Origin of the sequence: Candidatus Methylomirabilis sp., from assembly GCA_036000645.1 — a bacterium.
Lineage (GTDB): Bacteria > Methylomirabilota > Methylomirabilia > Methylomirabilales > JACPAU01 > JACPAU01.
In genome coordinates this window covers 1-12,317 of the sequence record DASYVA010000100.1, presented here as the reverse complement: position 1 = coordinate 12,317, position 12,317 = coordinate 1, and the positions used below count along the sequence as shown (strand labels likewise).

General features: G+C 68.5%; 14 protein-coding genes. 6 read left to right on the top strand and 8 right to left on the bottom strand.

Features of this window, described 5'->3' with window-relative positions; translation table 11 throughout:
- The 6 genes from dnaK to VGT06_06065 all read left to right on the top strand — a co-directional run.
- The coding region (gene dnaK, locus VGT06_06090; GenBank protein ID HEV8662691.1) for a molecular chaperone DnaK at nt 1–1,629 on the top strand (1,629 nt) is incomplete at its 5' end.
- Nucleotides 1,630–1,660: 31 nt separating this feature from the next.
- The gene (locus VGT06_06085; GenBank protein HEV8662690.1) at nt 1,661–2,110 is read left to right on the top strand and encodes an Hsp20/alpha crystallin family protein; all 450 of its coding nucleotides are present in this window, start codon (nt 1,661–1,663) and stop codon (nt 2,108–2,110) included.
- A gap of 42 nt (nt 2,111–2,152) precedes the next feature.
- Nucleotides 2,153–3,268 carry a molecular chaperone DnaJ gene (gene dnaJ, locus VGT06_06080; GenBank protein ID HEV8662689.1) on the top strand — a complete coding sequence of 372 codons (1,116 nt, stop codon included), beginning with the start codon at nt 2,153–2,155 and terminating at the stop codon, nt 3,266–3,268.
- 28 nt (nt 3,269–3,296) lie between these two features.
- Complete coding sequence (locus VGT06_06075) at nt 3,297–3,704, top strand: helix-turn-helix transcriptional regulator (GenBank protein ID HEV8662688.1); 408 nt, start codon at nt 3,297–3,299, stop codon at nt 3,702–3,704.
- Nucleotides 3,705–3,784: 80 nt separating this feature from the next.
- On the top strand, nt 3,785–4,627 hold the full coding sequence (gene htpX, locus VGT06_06070; GenBank protein ID HEV8662687.1) for a zinc metalloprotease HtpX: 843 nt from the start codon (nt 3,785–3,787) through the stop codon (nt 4,625–4,627).
- A gap of 149 nt (nt 4,628–4,776) precedes the next feature.
- Nucleotides 4,777–5,289 carry a hypothetical protein gene (locus VGT06_06065; GenBank protein ID HEV8662686.1) on the top strand — a complete coding sequence of 171 codons (513 nt, stop codon included), beginning with the start codon at nt 4,777–4,779 and terminating at the stop codon, nt 5,287–5,289.
- 16 nt (nt 5,290–5,305) lie between these two features.
- Here VGT06_06065 and VGT06_06060 read toward each other — a convergent pair whose 3' ends face one another.
- The 8 genes from VGT06_06060 to VGT06_06025 form a co-directional block, all read right to left on the bottom strand.
- Nucleotides 5,306–5,599 carry a DUF167 domain-containing protein gene (locus VGT06_06060; protein ID HEV8662685.1) on the bottom strand — a complete coding sequence of 98 codons (294 nt, stop codon included), beginning with the start codon at nt 5,597–5,599 and terminating at the stop codon, nt 5,306–5,308.
- The gene (locus tag VGT06_06055; protein ID HEV8662684.1) at nt 5,571–6,062 is read right to left on the bottom strand and encodes a DivIVA domain-containing protein; all 492 of its coding nucleotides are present in this window, start codon (nt 6,060–6,062) and stop codon (nt 5,571–5,573) included. Before VGT06_06055 ends, VGT06_06060 begins: the two co-directional genes overlap by 29 nt.
- Nucleotides 6,059–6,361, bottom strand: a complete 303-nt coding sequence (locus VGT06_06050) for a YggT family protein (GenBank protein HEV8662683.1) — start codon at nt 6,359–6,361, stop codon at nt 6,059–6,061. Before VGT06_06050 ends, VGT06_06055 begins: the two co-directional genes overlap by 4 nt.
- 10 nt (nt 6,362–6,371) lie before the next feature.
- Nucleotides 6,372–7,190 carry a pyrroline-5-carboxylate reductase gene (proC, locus tag VGT06_06045; protein ID HEV8662682.1) on the bottom strand — a complete coding sequence of 273 codons (819 nt, stop codon included), beginning with the start codon at nt 7,188–7,190 and terminating at the stop codon, nt 6,372–6,374.
- Nucleotides 7,191–7,479: 289 nt separating this feature from the next.
- Nucleotides 7,480–8,409, bottom strand: coding sequence for a proline dehydrogenase family protein (locus VGT06_06040; GenBank protein HEV8662681.1), 930 nt, complete (start codon nt 8,407–8,409; stop codon nt 7,480–7,482).
- A gap of 48 nt (nt 8,410–8,457) precedes the next feature.
- Nucleotides 8,458–10,059, bottom strand: coding sequence for an ATP-binding protein (locus VGT06_06035; GenBank protein HEV8662680.1), 1,602 nt, complete (start codon nt 10,057–10,059; stop codon nt 8,458–8,460).
- A 4-nt stretch (nt 10,060–10,063) separates the two neighbouring features.
- Nucleotides 10,064–11,569, bottom strand: a complete 1,506-nt coding sequence (locus tag VGT06_06030) for an ABC transporter substrate-binding protein (GenBank protein ID HEV8662679.1) — start codon at nt 11,567–11,569, stop codon at nt 10,064–10,066.
- A 462-nt stretch (nt 11,570–12,031) separates the two neighbouring features.
- Nucleotides 12,032–12,163, bottom strand: a complete 132-nt coding sequence (locus VGT06_06025; GenBank protein ID HEV8662678.1) for a hypothetical protein — start codon at nt 12,161–12,163, stop codon at nt 12,032–12,034.
- Nucleotides 12,164–12,317 lie beyond the last annotated feature (154 nt).

Below are 12,317 nucleotides of genomic sequence, written 5' to 3'. Positions count from 1 at the left end.
GACGTCCGGGTGGAGATCCGGGGCAAGCAGTACTCCCCGCCCGAGATCTCCGCCCTGATTCTGCAGAAGCTGAAGGAGGCCGCGGAGGCGTACCTCGGGGAGAAGGTGACCCAGGCGGTCATCACCGTCCCCGCGTACTTTAATGACAGCCAGCGGCAGGCCACCAAGGACGCCGGAAAGATTGCCGGCCTGGAGGTCCTGCGCATCGTCAACGAGCCCACCGCCGCCTCCCTGGCCTACGGGTTGGACAAGAAGAAGGACGAGAAGATCGCGGTCTTCGATCTCGGGGGCGGGACCTTCGACATCTCCATCCTGGAGATCGGGGAAGGAGTCTTCGAGGTCAAGGCCACCAACGGGGACACGCACCTGGGGGGGGACGACTTCGACCAGCGGATCATCGATTGGGTCGTCGCCGAGTTCAAGAAGGACCAGGGGATCGACCTCAGCAAGGACCGGATGGCCCTCCAGCGCCTGAAGGAGGCGGCGGAGAAGGCCAAGTGCGAGCTTTCCACTGTGATGGAGACGGAGATCAACCTCCCCTTCATCACGGCCGATGCTTCCGGGCCCAAGCACCTGAGCCTGAAGCTGACCCGCTCCAAGCTGGAGCAGCTGGTGGATGACCTGATCCAGCGGACCCTCGGGCCCGTCCGGAAGGCCCTGGAGGACGCCGGCCTGAAGCCCAGCCAGATTGACGAGGTGGTGCTGGTCGGCGGGCAGACCCGGATGCCGAAGGTGCAGCAGGCCGTCCGGGAGCTCTTCGGCAAGGAGCCCCACAAGGGGGTGAACCCCGACGAGGTGGTCGCCGTGGGGGCCGCCATCCAGGCGGGCGTCTTGGTGGGGGACGTGAAGGATGTCGTGCTCCTGGACGTGACGCCCCTCTCCCTGGGGATCGAGACCCTGGGCGGGGTGATGACGCGACTGATCGAGCGCAACACGACCATCCCCACCCGCAAGAGTGAGATCTTCACCACCGCGGCCGACAACCAGACCAGCGTGGAGATCCACGTCCTCCAGGGAGAGCGGGAGCTGGCCCGGGACAACCGCACGCTCGGGAAGTTTCACCTGGTGGGAATTCCGCCGGCGCCCCGGGGCGTTCCCCAGATCGAGGTGACCTTCGACATCGATGCCAACGGGATCGTGAACGTCTCGGCGAAGGACCTGGCCACCGGCAAGGAGCAGCAGATCACCATCACCGCCTCCAGCGGCCTCGCGAGGGACGAGATCGAGAAGATGGTGAAGGAGGCGGAGAAGCACGCCGACGACGACAAGAAGCGGCGGCAGGAGATCGAGCTCCGGAATCAGGCCGAGCAGCTGGTCTACGCGACCGAGAAGACGCTGAACGAGCACCGGGAGAAGATCCCGATCGCCGACATCAAGCCGATCGAGGACGCCATCGCCGATGCCAAGAAGGCCGTGGAGTCGGGCGACATCGGTCGGATCAAGCAGACGATGGAGGCGCTGAATTCCGCCGCCCAGCGGATCGGCAAGGCCATGTATGAGCAGGCGGCGAAGGAGAAGCGGCAGGCGGCGGAGGGCGAGACCCGCGAGAAGGCGGGCGGCCCCGGCGGCACCCAGGAGGGTGACGTGGTTGACGCGGAGTTCGAGGATCTCGGGAAGAAGGACAAGTAGGTCAGGAAGACGAGAGGAAAGGAGGACGATCATGGCCATTGTGCGCTGGGACCCCTTTCGGGATCTCATGTCCATCCAGGAGCGGATGAACCGCCTCTTCGACCAGACCCTCAGCCGGACGCGGCCCGAGGACGAGGGGATCGCCGCCTCCACCTGGACGCCCTCGGTAGACATCTATGAGACGCCGGACCGGGTGGTGATGAAGGCGGAGCTCCCTGGGCTCACCCAGGAGGACATCGAGATCAACGTCCGGGACAACACCCTGAGCCTGCGGGGGGAGCGCAAGTTCGAAAAGGACGTGAAGGAGGAGAACTACCTCCGGATCGAGCGTGCGTACGGCTCGTTCCAGCGCTCCTTCACCCTGCCCGCCACCATCCAGCAGGACAAGATCAAGGCGGTGTTCAAGGACGGCGTGCTGGAGGTGACCCTGCCGAAGGCGGAGGAGGCGCGCCCGAAGCAGATCAAGATCGACGTGAAGTAGGGGGCGGCGGCCCGGCGCCGCCGGCCGGGGGGCACTGACCTGATGGGGAAGCGGGACTACTATGACGTCCTCGGACTCCCCCGCTCGGCGACCGATCGGGACATCAAGCGGGCCTACCGGCGCCTGGCGCGGCGGTACCACCCGGATGTCAACCCGGGAGACAAGACCGCCGAGGAGCGATTTAAGGAGATCACGGAGGCGTACGAGGTCCTGGGCGACCCGCGGAAGCGGGCCGAGTACGATGAGTTCGGGCATCGGGCGGCCGCCGGACCCGGGCCGCGGGCCGGCGGCCCCTTCGCCGGAGCCCCGTTTGACCCGGGGGAGTTCGCCCGCGGAGGGTTCGGGGGCCTCGGGGATCTGCTGGAGGGGATGTTCGGTGGCCGGGGGGGGACCAGGGAACAGGCCCCGCCCCGCGGGGAGGACCTCCACTACTCCATCGACATCGACCTCGAGCAGGCGATCCGCGGGGTCACCACCGAGATCAGCGTGCACCGGTCGGCCCCCTGCGCCTCCTGCGGGGGCTCCGGGGCCCGCCCCGGCGCGGGGACCATCCCATGCCCCGAGTGCGAGGGGACGGGACAGGTGGCCGCGCGGGAGGGTCTCCTGGGGATGGCGAGACCCTGCCGCCGCTGTCGCGGCGAGGGTCGGGTCCCGGGACAGGCCTGTCCCGCCTGCGGCGGGCGCGGGCGCCTGCCCCGCACCGAGCGGGTGAAGGTGAAGATCCCCCCCGGCGTGGACACCGGCTCCAAGATCCGGCTGGCCGAGATGGGGGAGGCAGGGCCGGCGGGGAGCGCCCCCGGGGACCTGTACATCGTCACCCGGGTCCGCCCCCACCCGTTCTTCGAGCGGAAAGGGGACAACCTCCACTGCACCGTCCCGGTGACGATCACCGAGGCGGCCCTGGGCGCGCGGATCCAGGTCCCCACCGTGGACGGGCCGGCCGAGATGCGGGTCCCCCCCGGCACCAGCAGCGGCCAGGTGTTCCGCCTCCGGGGCAAGGGCGTTCCCGCGTTGAGGGGGGGCGGGCGGGGAGATCAGTACGTGACGGTCAAGGTGGTCGTGCCGCGCGCCCTGAATGCCCGTGCCCAGGAGCTGCTCCGGGAGCTGGCGCGGCTGGCGCCGGAGGATCCACGGCGGGACTTGAAGGCGTGGATGTGACCGCGGGACCTCGCGCCACGAGGGAGGCATGGCCAGGAACAAGCGGCCGCGGTACCTGATCAGCGTGGTGGCGGACATGTTCGATGTCCACCCCCAGACGCTCAGGACCTACGAGCGGGAGGGGCTGATCCGCCCGGCCCGCAGCCAGGGGAACACGCGCCTGTACTCGGACGAGGACCTCGCCCGGATCGAGCTCATCCTGCGCCTCACGAAGGAGCTGGGGGTGAACCTGGCGGGGGTCGAGGTCATCCTGAACATGCGGGAACGGATGGAGCGAATGCAGCGGGAGATGGCCGAGACGTTTGAGACGATGCTCCGGACGGTGGAGGAGGAACTGCGGCAGCGGCACGCTCAGGGGCCGGGGCTGGTGCCGGTGGGGCGACGCGGGCTCAGCCGGCGCATCCCCGTCGAGGAAGAGCGGGCCGGGAAGGCTTGACAGCCTGCATCCGCTCCCCTAGGCTAGTGGTCGCGGCAGCTCGTTCGGCCGGCCGGAGCGGTGAAGGAGGACGCGAAGCCATGGGCAATACGTTCAAAACCGCGGTGCTCCTCGGGGCCCTCACGGGGCTCGTCGTGGTCTTCGGCAACTACTTCGGGGGACAGCAGGGGATGGTGATTGCCTTCGCCTTCGCCCTGCTGATGAACTTCGGGGCGTACTGGTTCTCGGATCGAATCGTCCTCGCCATGTACGGGGCCAAGGCGGTCGGCGAGGCGGAAGCCCCGGAGCTGGTCGCGATGGTCCGGGGGCTGGCCCAGCGGGCCCGCCTGCCGATGCCCCGGGTCTACATTATCCCCGGTCCCTCGCCGAACGCCTTCGCCACGGGCCGGAGTCCCCGGCACGCCGCCGTGGCGGTGACGGAGGGGATCCTCCGCCTGATGGACCGGGAGGAGCTGGAGGGGGTCCTCGCGCACGAGCTGGCCCACGTCCGGAACCGGGACACGCTCATCAGCACCATCGCGGCGACGCTCGCGGGCGTGATCATGATGCTGGCCCACATGGCCCGCTGGGCGGCCTTCTTCGGCGGCGGCCGGGATGACGACAATCGGGGCGGAGTCGTCGGGCTCGTATTCATGGCCGTCCTGGCCCCCATCGCCGCCTTCCTGATCCAGTTGGCGATCTCGCGGGCCCGGGAGTACCTCGCCGACGCCACCGCGGCGCAGATCACGAAGAAGCCCGGCGCGCTGGCCTCCGCCCTGGAGCGCCTCCAGCACGCCGCACAGCGCTTGCCGCTTCAGGCCAACCCGGCCACGGCGCACCTGTTTATCGTGAACCCGCTCAGCGGCCGCTCGTTCGCCAGCTGGTTCTCCACGCACCCCCCGGTTGAGGAGCGGGTGGCGAGGCTGCGGGCGATGCGGGTGTGACCGACCGGCTGGATCGCGATATCCGGGGGAGGGTGGCGCGGCCACCCTCCCCCGGTGCTGTTTTGGTCGGCCTCTCCCTCCTCCTGGCGGCCTGCGCCACCAGCCCCGCTCTCCCCAAGGCACGTCTCCTGCGCCCCGCCCCCCAGAGCGTGCCCGCAAACACCGTCACCGGGGAACAGATCATCGCCCAACTGGAGCGGGCCACGGTGAGCATCCGGGCCCTCCCGTGGGACGCTCTCCAGCGCTACTACGAAGGCCAGCGGGACCGGGTCAATCCCTTCGCCGACCTTCCGGCGGACGCCCCGCACCCCACGGCCTTCCTCCTGGACCTGCGCAATGACTCCCCGGACCCGCTCTCCTTTGATCCCTCGGCGGCGCGCCTCGCGGACCAGGAGGGGCGCCGCCTGGTGCCTCTGGACTACCCCGGGCTGTACGCGTCTCTTGCCGGCCTCGAGAGGGGAGCCGAGCGCCTCCGGGCCGTCCAGCGGACGGTCTTGACGGCCACGGTGGTGGTTCCCCCGGGGGGTGAGCGGCGGGGGTTCCTCCTCTTTCCTGAGCTGCCGGCCGGCGCGCGCGCCGTCCTCGTGGACCTGGCCGGCCTCTACCGGGGCTCCGCCCCGCAGTTGCTCGTCTTCCAGTTCGTGGTGGTGGACCAGCCCTAGGGAGTGGGATCGGCGGCTACAGATGCGGCGCGAGGCGGGCCGCCACCGCGGCCACTGTCGTTTCCGCGATCCGGATGACTTTGGTCCGGCTGTGGGGGCCCGCCACCAGGCGCAGGCGGGCCTTCGGGACGGTCAGGAGGTCGGCGAGGAGGGTCAGGCAGGCGGCATTGGCGGCGCCCGCCACTGGCGGCGCGGTCAGGCGGAGGCGCAGGGCCTCCCCGCGACGACCCGCGATTTCGTCCCGGGCAGCGCGGGGCTGGACGTGGACCGTGAGGAGGACGTCAGGGCCGGCCTGCCTCAGGAGGGGCATCGCCCTTGCCTGCAGCCTTCTCCCCCCGGCCCTCGAGCAGGTCCAGGTGGATCTTCAGGGCGGCCCGGAGCTTGGCCTCGAAGAGCTGCTTCTGCCGCTTGAGGTCCGCGATCTGGGCCTGGAGCTCGCCCGCCTGGCGGTGGGCCTTCTCCAGGAGGTTTTCGGCCTGCAGCTCCGCCTCCTTCCGGATCAGCTCCGCCTCCCGCTTGGCGGTGTCCTTGAGCTGCTCGGTGAGGCGCTGGGCGGAGTAGAGGGTCTTCCGGAGGGCCTCCTCCCGCTCCTGGTAGGCCGCCACCTGCCCCTCCAGCTTCTGGATCCGCTCGTCGCGCGACGCGGCCTCCTTGACCAGGAGCTCCAGTTCGTCGGCCACCCCGTCCAGGAAGGCCTTCACCTCCGCCGGGTCCCACCCCCTGAGGCGCCGCCGGAATTCCCGCTGGGTGATATCCAGGGGGGTGATGTTCATTGGAGGTGAAGCCTCCAGGCGAGCTGCGAGATCGTGGGGACGAGGAACCGCTGGAGGAAGACCAGACCGAGGATGACCACCACGGGGGAGAAGTCGAATCCTCCCAACACCGGGAGGACCCGGCGGACGGGGCGGAGGACCGGCTCGGTGCTGCGGACCAGGAACTGGACGATGGGGTTGTAGCGGTCAGGGTTGACCCACGAGATGACCACCCGGGCCACGACGATCCACATGTAGGCCTGCAGGATCCAGAAGAGGATGTCGGCGAACGCGTTCAGGAGGTTTCCCAGGATGAACATGCCTGTTCCCTCAGTCCTTCCGGCCCAGCTCGATGGAGCGCCGGGTAGCCGCTTCCACGGCGTTGATCAGGGTGGTCCGGAGCCCCCCCGCCTCCAGCGTGTGCAGGCCGGCGATGGCCGTGCCGCCCGGGGAGGTCACCATGTCCTTCAGCTCGCCCGGGTGCTTGCGCGTCTCGAGGACCATGCGGGCCGCCCCCAGGACCGTCTGCGCCGCCAGGAGCTGCGCCTCCCTCCGCGCGAGGCCCACCTTCACCCCCGCGTCGGAAAGGGCGTCAATGATCATGAAGATGTACGCCGGGCCGCTGCCCGAGAGCCCGGTGACGGCGTCCATCAGGACCTCTTCCACCACGACGACCTTCCCCACGGCGGCAAAGAGCCGCTTGGCCAGCTCCAGGTCCTCGGCCGTGGCGGCGCCGCCCGGCGTGAGGGCGCTCGCGGCCTCGAGAACCAGGGCGGGGGTGTTCGGCATGACGCGAACCACGCGGACCTTCCCCGGGAACTTCCCGGCGATGAAGCGGGTCGAGATGCCGGCCGCGATCGAGATGAGGAGCTTCTCCTCCGTGATGACGTCCAGGAGGCCGTCCAGGACCGAGGACATGATCTGGGGCTTCACGGCGAACAGGACGATGTCCGCCTTCCCTGCCACCTCGGCATTGTCCGGGGAGGTCCGCACTCCGAAGGTCTGCTGGAGGTAGGTCAACCGCTCGGCGGCCACGTCGGAGACGAGCATGTCCTCTGGCCGGAGGAGCTGGGCCTTGAGCAGCCCCCGGACCATGGCCTCCGCCATGTTCCCGCCGCCGATGAACCCCAGGCACTTGCCGTCCAGCATCTCGCCGTCCTCTCTCGAAGGTCGCCCCTATATACCGCGACACCCTCCGGGAGTCAAGCCGCGGGCGAGCCGCGGGGCTCCACCTCGGCGGTGTCTCATGTCCCCCGCGGGTCTGCCCGGACGCCCGTCACGCCCCGGGCGACCGCCGGTCCCGCATCGGGAGTGCGGCTACGGGGTCTGCCGGAAGTGTGGCCACTCGTCACTCCTTTCCGCGGGTGGGTGATCGTCTCCATGCGGCGGGTCGTCTCCGGCTCCCCTGGACTGCAGCAAGCCCAAGGGATGATGGCCCTCAGCCGCGCAGCAGGCTCCGGAGGAGGAAGAGGAGGTTGGCCGGGCGCTCGGCCAGGCGGCGCATGAAGTAGGGGAACCAGGCGTCCCCGTAGGGGATGTAGATACGGACCGCGGTGCCGGCGGCGACGAGCGCGGCCTGGAGGTCGCGGCCGATCCCGTAGAGCATCTGGAACTCGAACCGGTCCCGGGGAACACGCTGCTCGGCCGCCAGCCGCTGCACCCCCGCCACCATCCGCGGGTCATGCGTGGCGAAGGCGGCGAAGGTCCCGCGCTCCAGGCTGTCCGGCGAGAGCAGCCGCGCGGCCAGGCGCAGGAAGCTGGCGTCCACCTCCCGCTTCCGGGGGTAGGCGATGCCGGGCGGCTCGCGGTACGCTCCCTTGCAGAGCCGGACGTTCGCGCCGAGGGGGAGGAGGGATTCCAGGTCGCCCGGGGTGCGGTAGAGGTAGGCCTGGAGGACGACGCCGACGTTGGGGAAGGCGAGCCGGAGCTGCCGGTACAGGGCGAGGGTCCGGTCGGTGTAGGCGGACCCCTCCATGTCTATCCGGACGAGGGTGGGGAGGGTGGCGGCCTCCTCCAGGATCTGCCGCAGATGCCGGGCGGACAGGTCCGCGTCCACGTCGAGCCCGAGCTGCGTGAGCTTGACCGAGAGGTGGGAGGCGAGCCCCGCGCTCCGGAGGCGCTCGAGCGCCCTCCCCTGCGCCTCGACCTCGGCGGCGGCCGCTGGCGCGCTCTCGACGTGTTCCCCCAGGTGATTCAGCGTGGCCTGGAGCCCGCGGGCGGCCAGCCGCTCTACGGCGGCCAGCGCGTCGGCGATCTCGGGGCCCGCGATGAAGCGGCTGACGGCGGCCGGGAAGAGGCGTCGCCGGGTAAGGGCCTCCCGGAGGAGCCGGCTCCGGGAAAGGACCAGCAGGGCGGCGCGGACTGGCATCTGATCCCCCGCCCTACTGTAACAGGTGCCCGAGGGGGATCGCCAGATTCAGGCCGCGGGGGCGGGAGCGGATGAGGAAGGGGAAGAAGTTGGCAGCCGCTCGAGGGGGGGCGTCACGGCCGCTTCGGAGGGGGGCGCCGCCGGAACCTCCGCCCCCGCCGCCTGGACCGGGAGGGTCAGTCTGAAGGTGCTCCCCCCCCCGACCCGCGAGGAGACTTCAATGGCACCCAGGTGATCCTCGATGATCCGGTGGGCGATGGCCATCCCCAGGCCCGTGCCCTTCTCCTTCGTCGTGAAGAACGGGTCGAAGATGTGGGGGAGGAGTTCGGAGGGGATGCCCACGCCAGTGTCGGTGACCAAGACCCGGAGGGTCTCCCGAGCCTCCTGCTGGGGGGCCTCGGGGCGGGCGAGGGAGGAGCGGGGGGCGACGAACAGGCCCGAGGAGATGGTAAGGCGCCCCCCCTTGGGCATGGCCTGAATGCCGTTGTGAATCACGTTGGCGAAGCACCGGTGCAGCTTCTTCCGGTCCGCCATGGTCTTCGGCAGGGGGAAGGTCAGGTTGGTGGTGGCCACGATCCCCTGCTCGCTGAGCTGCCGCTCGAACAGTTCCATCACTTGGAGGAGTACCTCGTTTATGTCGGCGGGCTCCCGGTTCAGCGAGGCGGGGCGCGCCAGCTCCAGCATGTCCTCCAGGACCCGCTGGACCCGCTCCAGCTCCCGCGGGACCACCCGGTCGAACTTGGTCCGGACCTCGGGGTCCTGGAAGTTCTGGGACATGAGCTGGGTGAAGATGGAGATCGAGGTGAGGGGGTTGCGGATGTCGTGGGCGATCCCGGCGGCCATGGTGCCCAGGGCGGCGAGCCGGTCGGACCGGCGGAGCTGGTCCTCCAGATCCCGGATGCGGGCGAGCTGGCGGGTCATCTCGTTGAAGGCCGTGCCGAGCTGCCCGATCTCGTCCTCCCCGTGCACCTCGATCGTCTGGCTGAAGTCTCCCCGGCTGATGGCCCCGACTCCCTGGAGGAGGCGCTGGAGGGGGGTGGTGAACCGCCGGGCGACCAGGATGGAGCCGATACTCCCGAACAGCATGGCCACGATCCCGACCCCGAAGATCTGCAACGCGGTTTGCGCGAGCTCCTTCTGCATGGCACGCAGGGAAACCCCCACCCGGATGGTGCCCCACCTGTCCTCGCTGCTGCCGATCAGGATCGGGACGGCGATATCGTAGGCGTCGCCCTCCTCGGCATGGTGGACCCGCTGCACCACGGTCTCCTCCGCCGTGAGAGCCCGGAGGTTCACGTCATCCTTCGGCCGGGTGCCCTCCAGTTCCTTGAGCAGGGTGTGGGAGGCCACCAGCCCCTCCCGGTCCAGAGCGATGGCGTAGAGGACGTCCTCCTGGCGGGCGACCTCGGCCAGCTTCTGCTCCAGCCCCACGAAGTTATACGTCATGAGATCGTTGGTCGTTGCGGCGGCCAGGCTCTGGGCCAGGGTGACGGCCCGCTTCTCCACCTCGCGGATGATCGTTTGCCGCTGCCGCATCTCCACCAGCAGGGTCGCGGCGGTGACCAGGACGACGATCAGGCCGTTGACGGCGAGGATGAACTTCGTCCGCAGCCGCAGGCTCCTGATCGAGTGGCGCACCGCGCTCAGCATGGGGTCAGTTCCCGGTGGGGTGGGGCCGGCTGTTCTCCAGCCAGATGTGGCGCATGGGGATGTAGCGCTCGCCCAGGGCGCTCACCTGGATGCCGCGGACGTACGGCTGGAAGACGTGTTCGAAGGTGTAATACCCCAGCACGATGACCGGCGCGTCCCGGACGATGATCCGCTCGGCCCGCTGGTAGAGCCGGACGCGGGCGAAGTAGTCGGCCTCCTTCTCGGCCCGATCGAGGAGGGCATCCACCTCCGGGTTCCGGTACTTCGTGGTGTTGTGCGGCCCCTTCGAGTGGAAGAGCAGGTGGAGGAAGCTGTAGGGGTCAGGAGTGTCGGCGTACCAGGAGTACCGCCACATCGGGAGGCGCCCGTCGTACACGCTCCCCTTGTATGTGGGCCAGTTCGTGTCCCGCTTGAGGTCGACCTCGACGCCGATCCCCCCCAGGAACTTGGCGAAGGCCTGCTCCTCGGCTACGAACTCTTCAAAGGTCAAGCCCGCCGCAGACCAGAGTTCGAGCGGGGGGATCCCCTTGCCACTGGGGTGCCCCGCTTTGGCGAGCAGGGCCCGGGCTTTCTCCGGGTCGTACTCCTGTCCGGGATGGTTCGGGTCGTAGCCGTACGTGCCGGGGGGGAGGATGCCGACACCCGGGAGGTAGCGGTCGCCGTAGATCTGCTGGGCGATCCATTTCCGGTCCACGGCGTGGATGAGCGCCTGCCGGACCAGCGGGTTGTCCAGTGGCTTCACCCTTGTATTGAACGCGAAGAAGCGGATCCCCAGGATGGGCCGGCGGACATACTGGAGGGTCTTGTCCTCGATGATCTGCCGCCGCTCCTTGACTGGGATCGGGGCGTCCTCTAGCAACCCTTCCTTGAAGTCAGCCAAGATCGCCTCGAGTTTGCCGCCGGGGTAAATCTTGTAGGCGACCTCATCGAGGTATGGGCGCCCGCCAAAGTAGTCGGGGTTGGCTTCTACGATGATCTCCTTGCCCTTGTCCCAGCTTTTCAGGCGAAATGGACCGGTCCCCACCGGCCGTCGCCCGAACTCCTTTCCCAGCTCCTCCACGGCTTCCCTCGGGATCACTTTCGCGGCGCCTACCGCAAGAGCAGTGACGAAGGGGGTGGAGGATTCCGTCAAGGTGATCCTCAGGGTGTACCGGTCTGGAGCCTGGAGTCCCCGAACATGTGGCGCTCGCCCCTCTGCAAACTCCTTGGCTCCTTGGACTCGCAGGAAGACTTCGGCTGCCCCCGACCCCACCTTGGGATCCAGGATCCGCGTGAACGAGTACACGAAGTCGTCGGCCGTGACCTCCCGGCCGTTATGAAACTTGACTCTCCTCCGGAGATTGAAGGTCCAGACGAGTCCATCCCGTGAGCTCTTCCAGGAACTGGCCACGGCCGGGCGGATGGCGAGGGCCTCGTCGAACTGAACGAGGCCATCGTAGATTTGCTGGGCAATGGTTCGCCCATAGATGTCGCTTAAGGTGGCCGGATCGAGTGTTGCCGGCTCATGCAAAAGGGCCCGCCGGTACGTCCCGCCGGACTGGGTGGGCTTGGCTTCCGCCGAGCGCGAGGGAGATCGCGGCGGGGTAGGAGGAGCTTCAGCCGAAGCTAGCTGCCTTCCCTGGAGCTTTGACGTTCCTAGTGTCGGAATAACGCCGGGAACGACAAGCAGTATGCACAACAGGCACACAACACTCGAAAACGAACGGGCGAATCGCATTGATCCTCCCCAGAAATCCAGCCCCTTCCCCCCCCGGCCTGCTGTTTGGGGCTGGGTCATTCGGGGGTAAAGAAAGTACTGTTTTTGTGTACCTCTGTCAAGCGCCGGGGTCGGTTCCGTCGCCTTCCTTCAGACCGGAGCGATGGAATGGTTCGGTAACTAGCAGTAAAAAAAGGAGGGGGAGAGGAACCTGCGCCTCCCCCCCCTCTCTCGAGACTGTTCCGGTCAGTACCTTCAGCAGCTAGCTAGAATGAACTACATCCCGCCGTCGGCCATCCCGATCCCGCTGACGACCGGTGTGGACTCGCTCTCGAAGATGGGCACAAACAAGAGTGCTGAGGCGGCAAGGATGGTAGCGGCAACCAGTGTCCAGAATGTCCTCTTCATCGTAGTCCTCCTCCAGGATTTAGGGGTTTGAAGACTCCAGGGCGACAGACCGTATAGGGAGCAAGGCGGATGCCACGGGCCCGCCGGGCCCCACTGCGGCTTTGTAACCTCAGGATTTTCCTCACCAGAAGTTGTTTCGCGGGAGTGGCCCGCT

Bases quoted from the DNA above. Each gene is read 5' to 3' on its own strand.
- VGT06_06085 (HEV8662690.1), top strand. From the start codon at position 1,661: ATGGCCATTGTGCGCTGGGACCCCTTTCGGGATCTCATGTCCATCCAG.
- dnaJ (HEV8662689.1), top strand. From the start codon at position 2,153: ATGGGGAAGCGGGACTACTATGACGTCCTCGGACTCCCCCGCTCGGCG.
- VGT06_06075 (HEV8662688.1), top strand. From the start codon at position 3,297: ATGGCCAGGAACAAGCGGCCGCGGTACCTGATCAGCGTGGTGGCGGAC.
- htpX (HEV8662687.1), top strand. From the start codon at position 3,785: ATGGGCAATACGTTCAAAACCGCGGTGCTCCTCGGGGCCCTCACGGGG.
- VGT06_06060 (HEV8662685.1), bottom strand. From the start codon at position 5,599: ATGCCCCTCCTGAGGCAGGCCGGCCCTGACGTCCTCCTCACGGTCCAC.
- VGT06_06055 (HEV8662684.1), bottom strand. From the start codon at position 6,062: ATGAACATCACCCCCCTGGATATCACCCAGCGGGAATTCCGGCGGCGC.
- VGT06_06050 (HEV8662683.1), bottom strand. From the start codon at position 6,361: ATGTTCATCCTGGGAAACCTCCTGAACGCGTTCGCCGACATCCTCTTC.
- proC (HEV8662682.1), bottom strand. From the start codon at position 7,190: ATGCTGGACGGCAAGTGCCTGGGGTTCATCGGCGGCGGGAACATGGCG.
- VGT06_06040 (HEV8662681.1), bottom strand. From the start codon at position 8,409: ATGCCAGTCCGCGCCGCCCTGCTGGTCCTTTCCCGGAGCCGGCTCCTC.
- VGT06_06035 (HEV8662680.1), bottom strand. From the start codon at position 10,059: ATGCTGAGCGCGGTGCGCCACTCGATCAGGAGCCTGCGGCTGCGGACG.
- VGT06_06025 (HEV8662678.1), bottom strand. From the start codon at position 12,163: ATGAAGAGGACATTCTGGACACTGGTTGCCGCTACCATCCTTGCCGCC.